This window comes from Isoptericola dokdonensis DS-3 (assembly GCF_001636295.1).
Classification (GTDB): Bacteria; Actinomycetota; Actinomycetes; order Actinomycetales; family Cellulomonadaceae; genus Isoptericola; species Isoptericola dokdonensis.
Genome location: NZ_CP014209.1, coordinates 2,915,847 through 2,932,941, shown reverse-complemented (window position 1 = coordinate 2,932,941; position 17,095 = coordinate 2,915,847). Strand labels below are relative to the sequence as shown.

Genomic DNA, 17,095 nt, shown 5'->3' with positions numbered 1-17,095 from the left:
TCGCGCGAGGCGTCAGGCCGAGACGGCCTTCTTCAGCAGCGAGCCGGCGCTGATCTTCACGCCGTAGCCGGCCGGGATCTGGATCTCCTCGCCGGTGCGCGGGTTGCGGCCGGTGCGAGCGGCGCGCTCGACGCGCTCCACCGAGAGCAGACCCGTGATCTTCACGGCCTCGCCCTTGCCCAGCGACTCGACGAGGACCTCCTGCAGGGCGTTGAGCGCAGCCTCGGAGTCCGACTTGGTCAGACCGGCCTTGGCGGCGATGGCCGAGGCGAGCTCGGACTTGTTGAGCGACATGAGCATCCCTTCTCCGGATCACGGCGTGCGGTCGCGCACGCCGTCACGTTCACGGTCGGACCGGATGAACCGGAGGACCGGGAACACACTATGGAACATCCGCGGGTTTCTGCGACTTCTCGGCGCGTCGGCGCGCCCCGCGGACGTCGGTTCAGTCTTCGGGAGCCCCCTCCGGGCCGGGTCCGGCCTGGTCGTGCAGGCGGCGGCGCGAGCGCACGAGCAGGGCGAGCGCGACGCCGATGATCGCCACGAGGGCGGCGCCGTAGAGCAGCGGGATCGACCCGTCGTCGTCCGTGGACTGCGCCGGGCTCGACGACGGCGCCGGCTCGGCCGCGGCGTCCGACGCGGCGGCCTCGGGGCTCTCAGCGGTCTCGGACGGCTCGTCGGAGGGCGTGGCCTCGTCGGAGGGCGTGGGCTCGGGCTGGTCGGCGACGGTCCAGGAGAGCTCGCCCTCGATCGGGTGCCCGTCGGAGGACACGACCCGCCAGGCGAGGTCGTACTCGCCGCCCGACGTCTGCTCGCCGAGGTCGACCACGACGTCGGTGCCGTCCACCGTGACGTCGGCGTCCACCTCGCCGTCCGGCGTCGTGGCGCGCACCTGCGTGCCGTCCGCGATGATCTCGGCGCTGTACTCCAGGGTGACCGACGTCACCGGCTCCTCGAGCTCGGCGCCGTCCTTCGGGTCGGAGCCGACGAGCTGGTCGTGGGCGCTGGCGGACCCGGCCGAGAGGATCGACACGACCGTCCCGCCGACGAGCGCGAGCACCATCGACAGCACGACGACCAGCGCCACCGCACGCCGCCGACCGGTGCGGACGACGGGCGTCCACTCCTCGTCCGCGGGACGGGAGGGCTGCTGGGAGCGGGGGTCGGGACCCGCGGGTTTCTGCGCCACGCAGGCGACCCTAGCGCCGGGGTACGACGTCCGGCGAACGCGGCAGGGCCGTCGTCGGGCAGACTCGGGGTGTGGACTTCGCCAACGCCTACGCCCACGGGTTCGCCCGGATCGCCGCCTGCACGGTGCCCGTGGCGACCGCCGACCCCGCGACGAACGCCGCGACGATCGTCGCCGAGGCGCGCGCCTGCCACGACGACGGCGTGGCCGTGGCCGTGTTCCCCGAGCTGTCGGTGTCCGGGTACGCCCTGGACGACCTGCACCTCGCGGACACCCTGCTGGAGGCGGTCGGCGACGCGCTCGCCACGATCGTCGCGGCGAGCGCCGACCTGCGCCCCCTGCTCGTCGTGGGCGCCCCGCTGGAGGTCGACGGACGGGTGTACAACTGCGCCGTCGTCGTCCAGGGCGGGCGGGTGCTGGGCGTCGCCCCGAAGTCCTACCTGCCGAACTACCGGGAGTTCTACGAGAAGCGCTGGTTCGCGGCGGGCGCGGGGACGCAGGGCGGCACGGTGCGGCTGCCGTTCTCGGGCGAGGAGGTCCCGTTCGGCCCCGACCTGCTGTTCCGGGCGACCGACGTCGCGGGCCTGGTGGTGCACGTCGAGGTGTGCGAGGACATGTGGGTGCCGGTGCCGCCGTCCGCGGAGGCCGCACTGGCGGGCGCGACGGTGCTGCTCAACCCCTCCGCGAGCCCGATCACGATCGCCCGCGCCGAGGACCGTCGCCTGCTCGTGCGCTCGTCGTCGGCGCGCTGCCTCGCCGCCTACGCGTACGCCGCCGCGTCCCAGGGCGAGTCGTCCACCGACCTGTCGTGGGACGGCCAGACGATGCTCTACGAGGCCGGTGACGAGCTGGCCCGCACCGAACGGTTCCCGCAGGGACCGCGGCGGTCGGTCGCCGACGTCGACCTGGACCGGCTGCGCCAGGAGCGGCTGCGTCAGGGGTCGTTCGACGACAACCGCCGCGCGCTGGCGGACCGTACGAGCCGGTTCCGCACCGTCGGGTGGGAGGTGCGGCCGCCGTCGGGCGATGTGGGCCTGCGCCGCAAGGTGGACCGGTTCCCGTTCGTTCCCGACGACGCCGAGCGGCTCGCCCGCGACTGCTACGAGGCCTACAACATCCAGGTGACGGGCCTGGAGCGGCGGATCGCGTCCATCGGCGGCCCGAAGGTCGTCATCGGCGTCTCCGGGGGCCTTGACTCGACGCACGCCCTCCTCGTGGCCGCCCGCGCGATGGACCGGCTCGGTCGTCCGCGCAGCGACGTCCACGCGATCACCATGCCGGGGTTCGCGACGTCCGCGGAGACGAAGGACCGCGCCGTGCGGCTCGCGACCGCGCTCGGCGTGACGTTCGAGGAGCTGGACATCCGCCCCGCGGCCACGCAGATGCTGCGCGACCTCGGGCACCCGTTCGGCGACGGCGAGCCCGTCTACGACGTCACCTTCGAGAACGTGCAGGCCGGGCTGCGCACCGACTACCTGTTCCGGATCGCGAACCACCGCGGCGGCATCGTGCTCGGCACGGGCGACCTGTCCGAGCTGGCCCTCGGGTGGTGCACCTACGGCGTCGGCGACCAGATGTCGCACTACGCGGTGAACACCGGCGTGCCGAAGACCCTGATCCAGCACCTCATCCGCTGGGTGGCGGACTCCGGCGACTTCCCGGCCGAGGTGGGCGAGGTGCTGCGGGAGGTCGTCACCGCGGAGATCTCGCCGGAGCTCGTGCCCGTGGGGGCGGGCGAGACGCCGCAGTCCACCCAGGCCGTCGTCGGGCCGTACGCGCTGCAGGACTTCACGCTCTTCTGGACGCTGCGGCACGGGCTGCGGCCCTCGAAGATCGCGTTCCTCGCGTGGCACGCCTGGCGGGACCCGGCCGCGGGCGAGTGGCCGCCCAACTACCCGCACGACGAGCGCTCCGCCTACGACCTGCCCGAGATCCGCCGCTGGCTCGTGGTGTTCGTGCGGCGGTTCTTCTCCTCGCAGTTCAAGCGGTCGGCGCTGCCGAACGGCCCCAAGGTGTCCCCCGGCGGCACGATGTCCCCGCGCGGCGACTGGCGGATGCCGTCCGACGCCTCGCCCGCCGCCTGGCTGGCCGAGATCGAGGCGAACGTCCCGGAGGCCTGAACCTGATCGGTTCGGTCGGTCGTCACCGGTTCGGTCGTCCGGACGACCGAACCGGTGACGGTCGACCGAACCGATCCATCGAGCACCGAGGTGCAGGATGGACGCCATGACCTCCACCCAGCCCCGCACCCCGGGCACCACCCTGTCCTCCGTCGCCGTCACGAACGGCTACGTCGTCCCCGTCGTCGGCGACCCGATCGAGCACGGCACCGTGCTGGTCGTGGACGGCGTCGTCACCGCCGTCGGAGCCGACGTCGAGATCCCCGCCGGCGTGCGCGTCGTGGACGCGGGCGGACGGTGGGTGCTGCCCGGGTTCGTGGAGTCGCACGGGCACGTCGGCATCCACGAGGAGGCCGAGGGCTGGGCCGGGAACGACACCAACGAGATGACGAACCCGAACGGCGCGGCGCTGCGCGCGCTCGACGCGATCAACGTCGAGGACGAGGGGTTCCGGGACGCCCTGTCGGGCGGCGTGACGTCGGTCGTCGTGAAGCCCGGTTCGGGCAACCCGATCGGCGGGCAGACGGTCGCGATCAAGACGTGGGGCGGGCGCACCGTCGACGAGCAGGTGATCGCGGAGGCCGTCTCGGTGAAGTCCGCGCTCGGGGAGAACCCGAAGCGGGTGTACGGGGACAAGAGCAGACGCCGTCGACGCGCCTCGGCGTGGCGAAGGTGATCCGGGAGGCGTTCGTCGCCGCGCAGGACTACGCGGCGGCCCGGGCGCACGCCGAGTCCGAGGGCAAGCCGTTCACGCGCGACCTGGCCAAGGAGACCCTCGCCCGCGTGCTCGACGGCGAGCTCGTGTGGGACCAGCACACGCACCGCGCCGACGACATCGCCACGGCCCTGCGGCTGGCCGACGAGTTCGGCTACCGGCTGGTCATCAACCACGGTACGGACGGCGCGGCCGTCGCCGACGTCCTCGCCGAGCGGGACGTGCCGGTCATCTTCGGCCCGATGTTCACCACCCGCTCGAAGGTGGAGCTGCGGAACCGGTCGATCGCCGCGCTGGGACGGCTGGCCGACGCCGGGGTGCGGGTCGCGATCACCACGGACCACCCGGTGGTGCCGATCAACTTCCTCGTGCACCAGGCGTCGCTCGCGGTGAAGGAGGGCCTCGACCCGCAGGTCGCGCTGGAGGCGCTCACGGTGAACCCGGCGGACTTCCTCGGCCTCGGCGACCGGGTGGGGGCGCTGGAGCCGGGCCGCGACGGCGACGTCGTCGTGTGGTCGGGCGACCCGCTGGACGTCACCTCGCGCGCGGAGCGGGTGTTCGTCACCGGCACCGAGGTCTACACCTGGGACGCCGAGGCCGACGGCGGGCGGGGCGCGGGCCGCGTCGTGGAGCGTTCCGCGCGGTTCGCCTGACCACGATGTGAGACCGCGCACAAACGCCCGTCCGGGTTTGCCTGCCCCGGGCAACGCGTTGTCGAATCGTTCCATGCGTACCCTCGTCGCCGCTACCGCGGCGCTCTCTGCTGCCCTCCTGCTCGCCGCCTGTGCCGGACCGGACACCGTCGAGCCGGCAGCGGAGACCTCCGCCACCCCGGAGGCCTCCACGCAGAGCGAGGGCACCGTCGACGCGCTGACCACGTGCCGCGGCTACTACGACGGCGGGGACCTGTCGATCCACGCCCGCGTGACCGAGTGGGCCCCTGCGGTCGCCGAACCGGCGACCGAGGAGAACGCCTCGGAGCTCCTCATCATCCGCGACCGGATCGATGCCCAGCTCCGCTACGCCGACGTCCAGCCTGCAGCGATCCTGCAGACGGTCCAGGCACCGTTCACCACCGCGATCGAGGGCGGGTCGGCCGACCCCACCGACGTGGAGAACGCCGCGGCCGCGCTGGCGGCGCTCTGCGGGGAGACCGGGTACTCCGTTCCCGAGTGATCCCCCTCCGGCCTCGCGCCGGTGACGAGACGGCCTGGCCGGTGGAACCCACCGGCCAGGCCGTCTGCGTGTCACCAGCGGGTCAGCGGCGGGAGAGGAACTCCCCCATGAGCGGGCCCGCCGTCGTCGACCCGTACTCGCCGTCCTCGACGAAGACCGTGACGGCGAGGTCGTCCGCGACCGCCAGCATCCACACGTGCTGGCGCGAGCCGTCCCCGTACTGAGCCGTGCCCGTCTTCGCGCCGACCACGCCGGGGACGTCCGCCAGCGCCGACGCGCTGCCCTCGGACACCACGCCACCCATGAGCTTCAGCAGGGCGTCCGCCTCGTCGGCGGTCAGGCCCGCGGGCGTGCCCTGCGGCGCCGCGTCCTCGGACTCCTCCTCGGCCGGCGCGGACGGGCTGCCCGACGGGCTCGGGGACGGCGCCGCGGCGGCGTCCTCCGCACCGCCCACGACCTCCCGCACCAGCCGCGGCTCGACCTTCTCGCCGGCCGCGACGCTCGCCGCGACCGTCGCCATGCCCAGCGGGGACGCCAGCACGGTGCCCTGACCGATCGCGGCCTCCGCGCGCGCCGTCTGCCCCTCGAGGTCCGTCGGGACGTCGCCGCCGAACGACGCGGCCCCGGCACCGAGGTCCGGCACCAGACCCAGGTCCGCCGCCGCCGCCGCGGTGTCCGCCGGGTCGACGTCCGCCATCGCCCCGATGAACGCGGTGTTGCAGGAGTGCGCGAACGCGGTCGCCAGCGGCACCTTCCCCGTCGCGGACGCCGGGTAGCCCGGCACGTTCTCGTACGTGCGCCCGTCCACCGTCAGGGTCTCCGGGCAGGACACGGTGTCCTGCGGCGTCACGCCGGAGCGCAGCAGCGCCAGGGCGTCCACCACCTTGAACGTCGAACCCGGCGGGTACTGGCCCAGCGTCGCCGTCGACCAGCCCTCGCTGCCCGGCCCGCTCGCGGCGGCGACCACGTCGCCCGTCGAGGGCCGGATCGCGACGATCGCGCTCGCCGGGCCGACGTCGGCCAGCACCTCCTCCGCCCGCTCCTGCAGCGCCGGGTCGAACGACGTCGCGACGTCGGCGCCGTCCACCGGCTCCACCCGGAACACCTCGACGGGATCCTCGCCCGCCTCGGCGTCCTGCTCCGCCGGCAGCCGCTCCACGACCACGCCGGGCAGGCCGCGCAGCGCCTCGTCGTAGTCGGCCTGCAGGCCCGACAGCCCCACGACGTCACCCTCGGCGATCGCGCCGTCGGACTCCGCGATGACCTCCGCCGTCGCCGGGCCGGAGCGGCCCAGGACCTCGCGGGCGAACGTCGACGTCGGCGCGAGCTCCATCGTGTCGGCGACGACGTTCACGCCGTCCATGCCCCGTACCTGGTCGAGGGAGAAGTTCACGCCCGGGTTCACGTCGCGGATCGTGATCGCCTCGACGAAGGCCTTCTCTCCCGCCGCCTCGACGCGGTCGGCGTACTCCTGCCGGTCGAGCCCCACGACCAGGGCCAGGTCCTCCGCCTGGCCGCGCCACTGCGACGCCGTCCCGAACGTCTTGTCGATCCCGATGCGCCACACGTCCCGCTCGGTGACGAGCGGCTCGTCGTGCAGGTCCAGGATCGCGCCGCGGTCTGGGGCGGCCGTGCTCACGTCGAACCGTTCGCCCGCCCGCAGCTCGGGCGCGACGAGGTCCGTGTCCCACCGGACCTGCCACGACGGCGGCTCGTCCGACCCGTCGGGCGGCTCCACCTGCTCCAGGGACGTCGTCGTCGTGTACTCCCACGCGTCCTGCGCCGTGACGGGCCACGTCCACGCCAGCGTCGCCTGCGCCGTGCGGGGCTCGGCCTCCTCGTCGACCGTCACCTGCGCCACGGTGACCGTGGGCGCGACTCCGGCCTGCTCCGCGGCCTCGCGCAGCGGCTCGGTGGTCTCCGTCAGGTGGGCCTGCGGGTCGGCGCCCGTGTCCGTCACGAGTACTACGCCGGACAGGTCACCCGACGCGAGGCCCGCCGCCAGGTCGTCCGCGGCGTCCTGCGCCGTCGGTCCGTCGGGTCCCGTGCAGGCCGCGACGAGCAGCACCACGGGCGCGAGGAGGGCGGTCACGGTCAGGGCTGTCCGTCGGCGCACCTGGCGAGGCTAGCGCTTTCTCTGGCACGCTGGAAGGGTGCCGCTCCACCGTCGTGTCGTGTCGAGGTCGCGCGCCACCGGCACCTCCGTGCTGGTCGCGACGCTCCTCGTCGCCCCGCTGGCGGACCTGCCCAGCACCCCCGGCACCGATCCCCCGCCGGTGGCCACCCGCGCTCCCGCCCCCACGCCGGCTCCCGCGCCGACGCCCGCGCCGACGCCCGCCGACCCCTCGACGCCCACCGCCGTCGTCGGCTGGGACCCCGTCCGGCAGGGGGTCGTGGGCGAGACCCTCGTCGACAAGGTCGTCGTGGTGCCCGCCGAGGGGCGCGTCGTGCACCTGCAGCAGCAGGTCGACGGGGCCTGGGTCACCCGCGACACGACCACCGTCGACGACGACCCCGTCGACCTCGCCGAGATCACCCTCCCCGAGCACTGGGCCGCCGAGCGCACCACCGTGTGGCGCCTGCACCTGCCCGCCACCGCGACCGCCGCGTCCGCGACCAGTCGCGAGCAGCGGGTCGACGCCCGCTGGCCGCTGCGCTCCGACCCCGCCGACCCCACCGTCCTGGTCAACAAGTCCCACCCCGTGGAGCCCGCCCGGTGGCGCCCCGACGACCTCGTCGTCCCCCGCTCGGCCGCGGCCCGCGAGCGCGTCGGCCTGCGTCCCGAGGCGGCGGCCGCCCTGGACGAGCTCGCCGCCGCCGCGCGCAAGGCCACCGGGAAGCGGCTCGTCATGGTGTCGGGACACCGTTCCGCCGCCTACCAGGGCAGGCTCTTCGACCGGTACGCCGAGCAGCACGGCCGGGCCGCCGCCGAGCGGTTCTCCGCCCGCCCCGGCGAGTCCGAGCACCAGACCGGCTGGGCCGCCGACGTCACGCAGGCCGGCACCGGGTTCACGGGCTTCGGGGGGACGGCGTCGTCGGACTGGGTCGCCGCGAACGCGTGGCGGCACGGCTGGGTGGTGCGCTACACCCCCGGCGCCGAGGACGTCACCGGCTACCGGCCCGAGCCCTGGCACCTGCGGTACGTCGGCCGCGACCTCGCCGCCTGGCTGCACCGCACCGGCCTCACCCTCGAGGAGGCGGTGGGGGCGACCGGCTGACGCCGTCGCCCGGTCCCGCGGGTCAGGCCAGCGCGCGCCCCAGCCGGACCACGGCCTCGGTGAGGATCTCCGCCGACGTCGCGAGGTTGAGCCGCAGCCACCCCCGACCGCCGGCGCCGAAGTGGGAGCCGTCGCCGAGCGCGACCTTCGCGGTGTCGAGGACGTGCCGGTGCGGGTCGGCACCGGCGGGGACGGCGTCGCGGACGTCGAGCCAGGCGAGGTACGTGCCCCGGCCGGGGTGGACGCGGACGGCGGGGGCGACGTCGGCGAGGTGCCGGGTCATGAGGTCCCGGTTGCGCACGATGCCGGCGCGCAGCGAGTCCAGCCACGCGTCGCCGTGCGTGTACGCGGCGGCGTGCGCGAGGACCGCGAGGTGGTTGACGGCGTGCCCGGCGACCTCGGGGATGCGGCGCAGGTCCGCGGCGGCGTCGGGCCCGCCGACCGCGGTGGCGGCGCGCAGCCCCGCCAGGTTGAACGCCTTGGAGGCGGAGTGCACGGCGATCGCGTCCTCGCTGCCCGCGACGGACAGCAGCGGGGTGAAGGGCTCGGCACCGGGGACGAGGTCGGGGAACGCGAAGGGGGCGTGGATCTCGTCGGCGACCACCCGGACGCCGTACCGGCGGGCGAGGGCGAGGGCGGACTCCAGCTCCTCGCGCGTGTGGACGGTGCCCGTGGGGTTGTGCGGGTTGCACAGCAGCAGGACGGCGCGGCGACCCGAGCCGGGCCCGCTGCCGTAGGCGGCCGCGCCGGTCGCCTCGGCGAACGCCGCCTCGAGGGTGGCGGGGTCGAGGCGGCCGTCCGCGTCGAGGGGCGCCTCCACGACCTGCCGCCCCTCGGTGCGCACGTAGTCGTAGAACGGCGGGTAGACGGGCGGGGTGACGACGACGGCGTCACCCGGGGCGGTGAGCACGCGCAGCACCTCGACGATCGCGACCATGACGTCGGGCATCGTGCGGCTGGTCCGCTCGTCGGGGGTCCACCCCCAGCGGCGCTGCGCGAACCCGGCGAGCGCGGCGGCGTACGTGGTGCCGACGTCGTAGCCGGTGTCCCCGACCTCCAGTGCGCGCGTGACGGCGTCGACGACGACGGGCGCCTGCGGCACGTCCATCTCCGCGACGAACAGCGGCAGCACGTCGTCGGGGTAGGCGCGCCACTTGACGGACGTCCTGCGGCGGAGGTCGTCGAGGGTGAGCTGGTCGAGCGGGCAGGGGATCGCGTCGGTCACCCGAGCGTGTCTACCAGACGCCGTCCACTCCTTCAGGCGCGGGCTCCGGCCGGCCGGACGACGTCCACCCACTGCTCCTCGCGCAGGTCGCCCGCCGGGGCGTCGTGGCCGGCCCAGCGACGGGCGTCCGCGATGGTCTCCACCAGCAGGTCGCGCAGGCGCGCGTCGGAGTCCGGCACGTACGCCTCGCTGATGCCCTGGACGGCGGTCGACACGACGGACGGCGCGGCGTCACGCACGAACCGCTTCGGGCGGACGTGCGTGCCCGCGCAGAACCGGCGGGCCCACTCGGCGGTCTGCGGCGTCGTGGCGAGGGCGTCGACGCTCTCCGGCGCCAGCGTGCCGTCGGGGCGGCCGTCGAGGACGTCGAGCATCCGCTCGCCGCCGTAGATCGCGACGGCCAGGGTCTGCTGGCGGTCGGCCGGGGCGACGGGCAGCGCCGTGCGTGCGGCGCGGAGCGCGATGTGGACGTCCCAGCGGGGGTCGTCGCTGTTCAGCCCGATGACGGACGGGATCAGCGGGGCGAGCCTCGGCCGGGCGGCGTCGGAGGTCAGGTCGTTGACCGCGCGCGCCAGCATCGCCAACAGCGGGTGCGTGCACTGCGGATGATCGCTCCAGCGTTCGCCCGCGAGGAACGACGCCAGCTCCATGAAGCAGGCGCCCTTCTTCGGGTTGCGATGCTTGCCGCGCCCCAGCATGGGCAGGGCGTCGAACGTTCCTGCGGTTCCTACCACGGTGCCACCCCCGTCTCGGTCCTTGCTCCAGTGTGCGCGCGGTGTGACCCAGGTCGCAACGGCTGGGCGGTGCGAGGTGGCGCGCGCGGGCCGATCGGCACCTCTTGTCCGGCATCTCGGACGCGGGACGGCATACTGGGGTCGTGCCCGAGACGCAGGTCCTGGGTCCGTCGACCCCCGGCCCGACGGCGGAGTTCTCCGCGGACGAGGTGTTCGACCGCATCGTGCGGCTCGTGCACCGCAACCTCGGCGTGCCCGCCGCCGTGTTCGTCGTGCTCGACCAGGGGGGCCAGCTCCTGCCGGGCGCGTTCGGCCTGCCTGCTGAGGTGCAGGCGTCACGCCGCGTCCGGTTCGACAACCCGGCGACCGCGATCGTGGTGGGCGAGCGCGCCCCGTTCATCATCGAGGACACCGCGGACGACCCGCGGCTGCTCGACCGGTGGGTGGTCGAGCAGGTGGGCGCCCGCGCGCTGGCGGGCTACCCGGTGGCGGACGGCCGGGGCGAGGTGGTCGGCGCACTGTGGGCCATCGACAGGGTCCCGCGCCCCTGGTCCGACGAGGAGCTCGACACCCTGGCGGACCTCGCGGCGGCGTGCGCGAGCGAGCTGCGGCTGCGGGCCGAGCGGGAGCGTGCGCGTCGCGCCGAGCAGGTCGCGTTCCGCGCGCACCAGCGGGCCCAGTTCCTGCTGGGTCTGTCGGAGCGGTTCGCGGGCGTCACCACGATCGAGGAGGTCGAGGAGACGATCGCGGAGGTCGTCGGGACCGGCATGGGGGCGCGCTGGTGCTCGCTCGCGCTGGTGGACGCCGACCGACGGCACCTGCGCTACGTGACGGTGGGGCACCAGGAGCCGGGCTTCCCCGACGGGATGCGCAGCATCCGCCTGGACGCCCCCCGCCCGGACACCGCGGTGGTCCGGGACCGGCGCACCCTGTTCTACCGCGACCAGGACGAGATGATCGAGGCCTACCCCGCGATGGCGGGCATCGGGCTGATGTCGACGGGGGCGCGGTCGTTCCTGCCGGTCGTCGTCGAGGACGACGTCATCGGCGTCGTGATCTGCGTCTGGGCCGAGAAGCGGGACCACGACACCGGCACCGCGGCCCTGGAGACGACCGTCTCGCGGTACGTCGCGATGGCGCTGGAGCGGGTCGCGCTCCTGGAGGCCCGGCGCCGGGTGGCGACGACGCTGCAGGAGTCGCTGCTCAGCGACACGCCGGCGGTGGCGCACCTCGACATCGCCACGACCTACGCCCCGGCCGCGCGCACCGACCAGGTGGGCGGCGACTGGTACGACGCGGTGGTTCGCGACGACGGCACGGCGATCCTCACCATCGGCGACGTCGCCGGCCACGACGTGAGCGCGGCCGCGCAGATGGGCCAGCTGCGCTCGATGCTGCGGGCCCTGGCCTGGAGCCACGACGAGTCCCCGGCACAGATGCTCACCCGCCTGGACCGTGCCAACGCCGAGCTGGGGCCGGGTGCGCTGGCGACCGCCGTCGTCGTGCGTCTCGACCACGACGACTGCCCGCGGGGCGACACCGGGCCGGACGGCGCCCCGGAGCGGGGCTACACCCTCACGTGGTCGGACGCCGGGCACCCGCTGCCCCTGGTGCTGCGGCGCGACGGCACCGTGGAGACGCTGTCGGCGCGGCCGGACATGCTGCTGGGCATCGACCCGGCGGCGGAGCGCCGCGACCGCACGGCCCGGCTGCTGCCGGGCGACACGCTCGTGCTGTACACCGACGGCCTGGTGGAGCAGCGCGGGGTGGCGATCACCGAACGCACCGAGGACCTCGTGCAGGTGCTGGCCGACCTCCACGGCGAGGCGACGGCGGGCCTGCCGCGGGCGCTCGTGCGGCGGCTCGTGGGACGCGCGCAGCGGGACGACGTCGCGGTGCTGGCGGTCCGCGCCCGTGTCCCGGCGACGACGGGGCCGCCGTCCGCGGAAGGGCCCGCCCGGGCGGAGCGCAAGGTGGCCGACGACCTGTCCGACCTCGGGCCGGCGCGGCGGTGGGTGGACGACGTCCTGGAGTCGTGCGACGTGGGCGTCGAGGTGCGGCGCACCGCGATGCTGCTCAGCAGCGAGGTGCTGACGAACGCGCTGGAGCACGGCCGGGGCCCGATCACGGCGACCGTCGAGGTGGACGGGCGGCGGCTGCGCGTGGGGGTGCGGGACGGCTGCACGAAGGAGCCGGTGCTGCGCGACCCGGAGCCCCGCGACCTGTCGGGTCGGGGCGTGCAGTTCCTGGACCGGCTCGCGTCCCGGTGGGGCGTGGAGCAGCACGAGGGCGACGGCACCGTGGGCCGGCACGCGTCCGGCGGCGACGGGAAGACCGTCTGGTTCGAGATCGACCTGGGGTCGGCGCCGATGACGGGCGCGGTCCCGGTGGCGCGCCGGTCGTCGTCGGCGGCGACGGCGTCGATCCCGCTGGTCGAGCGGGTGCTGCCGTGGACCCGTGACGAGGCGCGCCGACGACGCACCTGACGCCCCTCGCGTCTGTCGGTGGCCGGTCGTACGGTGTGGTGTATGACACAGACGGTGGACGCGCCGGACGTCGGCGCGCTCCTCGAGCGGCATCGCCGCGAGCTCACCGGGTACTGCTACCGCCTGCTCGGCGGGGCGGCCGACGCCGACGACGCGGTGCAGGAGACGATGCTGCGCGCCTGGCGCGCCTACGACCGGTTCGAGGGCCGGTCGTCGCTGCGGTCGTGGCTGTACCGCATCGCGACCAACGTGTGCTTCGACCATCTCGGGTCGTCGAAGCGGCGTGAGCGGCCGATGGGCCTGGGCGGCCCGCAGCCCGCCGAGATCGAGAACTTCGGCGAGACCCTGCCCGAGGAGCGCTGGGTCGAGCCCGTCGCGGACGACGCCGTGCTGCCGCGCGAGGGCGACCCCGCGGACATGGCCGTGGGACGGGAGTCGGTCCGGCTCGCGTTCGTCGCGGCCCTGCAGCACCTGCCACCCCGCCAGCGGGCGGTGCTCGTGCTGCGCGAGGTCCTGCGCTGGTCCGCCGCGGAGACCGCCACCCTGCTCGACACGACCGTCGCGTCCGTCAACAGCGCGCTCCAGCGGGCGCGCGCCACCCTCGGCGCGAAGGCCCTCGACCGGGACGAGGAACGCTGGGGCACCGTCGACGACGAGCTGCTCGGCCGCTACCTCGACGCGTTCGAGCGGTACGACATGGACGCCCTCGTGCGGCTCCTGCACCAGGACGCCGTGCTCAACATGCCGCCGTACACGCTGTGGGTGACCGGCCCGTCGGAGATCGCCCGCTGGATGCTCGGCCCGGGCGCCGGCTGCCGCGGCTCCCGCTGCCTGCCCGTGCGCGCCAACGGCTCGATCGCCTTCGGCCAGTACCGCTGCGCCCCCGACGGCGGCTGGCGGCCCTGGGGACTCGTCGTCCTGGAGGACGACGGCGCCGGACACGTCACCGGCATCACCACGTTCCTCGACACCGCCACCTGGTTCCCCCGCTTCGGCCTGCCCGACCACCTGCCCGCCGAGCACGCGTACGACGCCGCCCCTGTGGCGCAGCGCGCCTGACCGCGAGCCGGCGCGAGTCAGCGCGAGCCGGCGCGAGTCAGCGCACAGCGGCGCGAGTCAGCGCGAGCCGGCGCGAGTCAGCGCAGGCTCCGGTGGCACCGGTCGGCGGCGACCCGCCAGGATGGTGACCGTGCCCGAAGCCCGCCCCCCGCACCGCGACCTGCGGCTCCTCGCCCTCGTGGCCGCGGGAGGCGCCGTCGGCTCCTGCCTGCGCTACGCCGTCGGGCTCGCGCTCCCCCACCCGACCGACGGGTGGCCCTGGCCGACCTTCACGGTGAACGTCGTCGGCGCGTTCCTCCTGGGCTGGCTCCTGGAGGCCCTGGCGCGGCGCGGGCCGGAGTCGCGGCGGCTGCGTGCCGTGCGCCTGTTCGCGGGGACCGGCGTCCTCGGCGGGTTCACGACCTACTCGGCGCTCGGCCTCGAGCTCACCCGTCTCGCGCAGGACGGGGTCTGGGGAACGGCGGTCGCCTATGCCGCCGCGACCCTCGTCCTCGGGGCGACGGCGGCGCTGCTGGGGGTGCTGCTCGGGTCGCGGACACCGCCGAGCACGTTCGGCCGCCTGCTGCGTGCGGAGGACCCGTCGTGAGCGGGCTGCTCGCGTTCGTCGTCGTCGCCGTCGGTGGCGGCCTCGGTGCGGCCGCACGGTTCTGGGTGGCGGACACCGTGAAGGCGCGCCGGCCGTCCGGCTTCCCCTGGGGCACCTGGGTGGTCAACACGGCCGGCTCCCTGGTCATCGGGGTCGTGTCCGGCTGGATCGCCCTGACCGGCGCGGCCGAGGCCTGGCACCTGTTCCTCGTCGTCGGGTTCTGCGGCGGCTTCACGACGTTCTCGACGTCGGTCGTCGAGACGGTGACCATCCTGCGTGGTGGCCGCGCCCGCGCCGCCGTCCGGCACGCGCTGGGCACGCTCGGAGCGTCCGTCGCCGCCGTGACCGTCGGGCTGCTGCTCGCCGGCGCGGTCGTGGGCGGCTGACGCGCACCCCAGGGATCAGTTCGGTCGCCTGTCACCGGTTCGGTCGCTGTGACGACCGAACCGGTGACAGGCGACCGAACCCGTCCGGATGGGAGGCTGACCCCATGCGCCTGATGCTGCTGGACACGGCCTCGCTGTACTTCCGCGCCTACTTCGGCCTGCCGGACTCGTTGCGCTCCCCCGCGGGAGAACCGGTGAACGCGGTCCGGGGCCTGCTCGACATGATCGCGTTCCTCGTCACCGAGCACCGTCCGGACCGCCTGGTCGCGTGCTGGGACGACGACTGGCGGCCCGCGTTCCGGGTCGCGGCCATCCCCTCCTACAAGCAGCACCGGGTGCTGGAGGAGCGTGCCGACGGCCCCGACGTCGAGGAGATGCCCGACGACCTGCGCGCGCAGGTACCGGTCGTCGTGGAGGTGCTGTCGGCCCTCGGCATCGCCCGGGTCGGCGCACCGGGTCACGAGGCCGACGACGTCATCGGCACGCTCGTGGCGCGCGAGCTCGCCGCGCGCACCGGCAGCGGCTCCCTGCCGGGGGCCGCGACGGGCACACCCCCGTCGCCCGCCGGTGGAGCCGCCCACCTGCAGGTCGCCGTCGTCACGGGTGACCGGGACCTCTTCCAGCTCGTCGACGACGCCGCGGGCGTCGGCGTGCTGTACCCGGCGCGGGGCATCCGGGACCCGGACGTCGTCGACCAGGCGCGGCTGGCCGAGAAGTACGGCGTCCCCACCGGGACGGCGTACGCGGAGATGGCGGTGCTGCGCGGCGACCCGTCGGACGGTCTGCCGGGCGTGGCCGGCATCGGGGAGAAGACGGCGGCGAAGCTGCTCGCCACCTTCGGCACTCTGGACCGGGTGCTCGCCGCCGCAGCAGCCGGGGAGCCCGGTGTGACGCCGTCGCAGCGCACGAAGATCGCGGCGGCGGCCGACTACCTCGCCGTCGCGCCGGGCGTCGTGCAGGTGGCGGCCGACGCCCCGGTGGGCGACGTCGACGACGCCCTTCCCCGCGCACCCCGCGACCCGGACGCGCTGGCCGGTCTCGTCGATCGGTGGGGGATCGGCTCCAGCGTCCAGCGGGTGACGACGGCGCTGGCAGGCCGCTGAGCGTCGCCTCCCTGACGCCTCTCCCCCGGGATGCGGCCCGCGCTCGAGGAGCGACCGTCGCAGGCCCGTGCTGGACTGGTCCGCACCACCAGGACACCGGAGCCTCAGGAGGAGTCATGCCCGCACGCGGCGACGTGGAGGACGGCGCACCGATCTGGATCGACCTGGGGACGAGCGACCTGCCGGCCGCCGTCGCCTTCTACTCGGCACTGTTCGGCTGGGAGCACGTCGACTTCGGGGAGGAGTTCGGCCACTACGGGCAGTTCCTCCACGAGGGTGAACCGGTCGCCGGCGTGGGCCCGCACCAGGTGACGGACCAGCCGAGCGAGTGGGGCGTGTACCTGGCGACGTCGGACGTGGACGCCGCGGTCACGGCCGTCGTCGAGAACGGCGGGACGGTGGTGATGGGACCCGACGACGTACCCGGCCAGGGTCGCTGGGCGATGACGACGGATGCCACCGGCATCGGGCTCGCGTTCTGGGAGCCGGGGCAGCACCGCGGCTTCACGCGCGTCATGGAGGCCGGTGCCCCCTGCTGGTTCGAGGTGTGGACGACGGACTACGACGCGACGCTCGCGTTCTACCGTGCCGCCGTCGGTTGGGCGACGGAGGAGATGCCGAACGACGGCGGCTGGCGCTACGCCACCAACGGCCCGGAGGAGTCCGCGACCGCCGGCATCTACGGAGCCCCCGAGGACGAGGGCCCGAGCCGCTGGCTGGTGTACCTCGGCGCGTCCGACGTCGATGCCGCCGCGCAGCGCGCCCGCGAGCTGGGTGCCGTCGTCGACGGCGAGCCCGTGGACACCCCGTACGGCCGACAGGTCGGCGTCACCGACCCGACGGGCGCTCGCTTCCAGCTCATCGCGGTCGACGCCTGACCTGCGCGAGTCAGCACGGGCCGACGCGAGTCAGCGCGGTCCGACGCGAGTCAGCGCGGTCCGACGCGAGTCAGCGCAGGTCGCGCCGACTCGGCGGTCCTGATGCTGACTCGCCACGCCGAGCGCTGACTCGGCCGTCCGTACGCTGACTCGCCACGCCGAGCGCTGACTCGGCCGTCCGTACGCTGACTCGGCGATCCGTACGCTGACTCGCCACGCC

The 17,095-nt window shown here is 74.8% G+C and carries 14 protein-coding genes and 1 pseudogene; 10 read left to right on the top strand and 5 right to left on the bottom strand.

Annotation, left to right across the window (positions count from 1 at the left end; all coding sequences use genetic code 11):
• Window positions 1-12: 12 nt before the first annotated feature.
• Both I598_RS13525 and I598_RS13520 read right to left on the bottom strand, forming a co-directional pair.
• Complete coding sequence (locus tag I598_RS13525) at window positions 13-294, bottom strand: HU family DNA-binding protein (RefSeq protein WP_068205295.1); 282 nt, start codon at window positions 292-294, stop codon at window positions 13-15.
• A gap of 151 nt (window positions 295-445) precedes the next feature.
• A complete protein-coding gene (locus I598_RS13520) occupies window positions 446-1,189 on the bottom strand; it encodes a copper resistance CopC family protein (RefSeq protein ID WP_083973298.1) in 744 nt (247 codons plus the stop codon).
• A gap of 71 nt (window positions 1,190-1,260) precedes the next feature.
• Here I598_RS13520 and I598_RS13515 point away from each other — a divergent pair, with 71 nt between their 5' ends.
• From I598_RS13515 to I598_RS13505, 3 genes and pseudogenes are all read left to right on the top strand, one after another.
• Complete coding sequence (locus I598_RS13515; protein WP_068203406.1) at window positions 1,261-3,309, top strand: NAD(+) synthase; 2,049 nt, start codon at window positions 1,261-1,263, stop codon at window positions 3,307-3,309.
• Between the two features lie 97 nt (window positions 3,310-3,406).
• Window positions 3,407-4,677: pseudogene (locus I598_RS13510) on the top strand (amidohydrolase).
• Between the two features lie 73 nt (window positions 4,678-4,750).
• Window positions 4,751-5,200: a hypothetical protein gene (locus I598_RS13505; protein WP_068203405.1), complete on the top strand. Its 450-nt coding sequence runs from the start codon at window positions 4,751-4,753 to the stop codon at window positions 5,198-5,200.
• A gap of 82 nt (window positions 5,201-5,282) precedes the next feature.
• Here the strand turns inward: I598_RS13505 and I598_RS13500 are convergent, their stop codons facing one another.
• Window positions 5,283-7,316 (bottom strand): penicillin-binding transpeptidase domain-containing protein, encoded by a 2,034-nt coding sequence (locus tag I598_RS13500; protein ID WP_068203404.1) that lies wholly within the window; start codon window positions 7,314-7,316, stop codon window positions 5,283-5,285.
• Window positions 7,317-7,374: 58 nt separating this feature from the next.
• Here I598_RS13500 and I598_RS17465 point away from each other — a divergent pair, with 58 nt between their 5' ends.
• Window positions 7,375-8,418, top strand: a complete 1,044-nt coding sequence (locus tag I598_RS17465; RefSeq protein WP_157557244.1) for a M15 family metallopeptidase — start codon at window positions 7,375-7,377, stop codon at window positions 8,416-8,418.
• A gap of 22 nt (window positions 8,419-8,440) precedes the next feature.
• On the opposite strand, the gene I598_RS13490 is transcribed toward I598_RS17465, so the two are convergent.
• A complete protein-coding gene (locus tag I598_RS13490; protein ID WP_068203403.1) occupies window positions 8,441-9,643 on the bottom strand; it encodes a MalY/PatB family protein in 1,203 nt (400 codons plus the stop codon).
• A 32-nt stretch (window positions 9,644-9,675) separates the two neighbouring features.
• A complete protein-coding gene (locus I598_RS13485; protein WP_232314164.1) occupies window positions 9,676-10,377 on the bottom strand; it encodes a hypothetical protein in 702 nt (233 codons plus the stop codon).
• 143 nt (window positions 10,378-10,520) lie between these two features.
• On the opposite strand from I598_RS13485, the gene I598_RS13480 reads away from it, so the two are divergent.
• The 6 genes from I598_RS13480 to I598_RS13455 all read left to right on the top strand — a co-directional run bounded on the left by I598_RS13480 (window position 10,521) and on the right by I598_RS13455 (window position 16,875).
• Complete coding sequence (locus tag I598_RS13480) at window positions 10,521-12,863, top strand: SpoIIE family protein phosphatase (protein ID WP_068203401.1); 2,343 nt, start codon at window positions 10,521-10,523, stop codon at window positions 12,861-12,863.
• Window positions 12,864-12,905: 42 nt separating this feature from the next.
• The gene (locus I598_RS13475) at window positions 12,906-13,922 is read left to right on the top strand and encodes a sigma-70 family RNA polymerase sigma factor (RefSeq protein WP_068203400.1); all 1,017 of its coding nucleotides are present in this window, start codon (window positions 12,906-12,908) and stop codon (window positions 13,920-13,922) included.
• 121 nt (window positions 13,923-14,043) lie between these two features.
• Window positions 14,044-14,508, top strand: a complete 465-nt coding sequence (locus I598_RS13470; protein ID WP_068203399.1) for a fluoride efflux transporter FluC — start codon at window positions 14,044-14,046, stop codon at window positions 14,506-14,508.
• On the top strand, window positions 14,505-14,894 hold the full coding sequence (crcB, locus tag I598_RS13465) for a fluoride efflux transporter CrcB (RefSeq protein ID WP_068203398.1): 390 nt from the start codon (window positions 14,505-14,507) through the stop codon (window positions 14,892-14,894). Before I598_RS13470 ends, crcB begins: the two co-directional genes overlap by 4 nt.
• A 104-nt stretch (window positions 14,895-14,998) precedes the next feature.
• On the top strand, window positions 14,999-15,997 hold the full coding sequence (locus tag I598_RS13460) for a 5'-3' exonuclease (protein ID WP_068203397.1): 999 nt from the start codon (window positions 14,999-15,001) through the stop codon (window positions 15,995-15,997).
• A gap of 116 nt (window positions 15,998-16,113) precedes the next feature.
• Entirely contained in the window at window positions 16,114-16,875 is a 762-nt protein-coding gene (locus I598_RS13455) for a VOC family protein (RefSeq protein WP_068203396.1), read from the top strand.
• Window positions 16,876-17,095: the final 220 nt, after the last annotated feature.

Coding starts and splice junctions, on each gene's coding strand:
- I598_RS13525 (WP_068205295.1), bottom strand. CDS start 294: ATGTCGCTCAACAAGTCCGAGCTCGCCTCGGCCATCGCCGCCAAGGCC.
- I598_RS13505 (WP_068203405.1), top strand. CDS start 4,751: ATGCGTACCCTCGTCGCCGCTACCGCGGCGCTCTCTGCTGCCCTCCTG.
- I598_RS13475 (WP_068203400.1), top strand. CDS start 12,906: ATGACACAGACGGTGGACGCGCCGGACGTCGGCGCGCTCCTCGAGCGG.
- I598_RS13470 (WP_068203399.1), top strand. CDS start 14,044: ATGGTGACCGTGCCCGAAGCCCGCCCCCCGCACCGCGACCTGCGGCTC.
- I598_RS13460 (WP_068203397.1), top strand. CDS start 14,999: ATGCGCCTGATGCTGCTGGACACGGCCTCGCTGTACTTCCGCGCCTAC.
- I598_RS13455 (WP_068203396.1), top strand. CDS start 16,114: ATGCCCGCACGCGGCGACGTGGAGGACGGCGCACCGATCTGGATCGAC.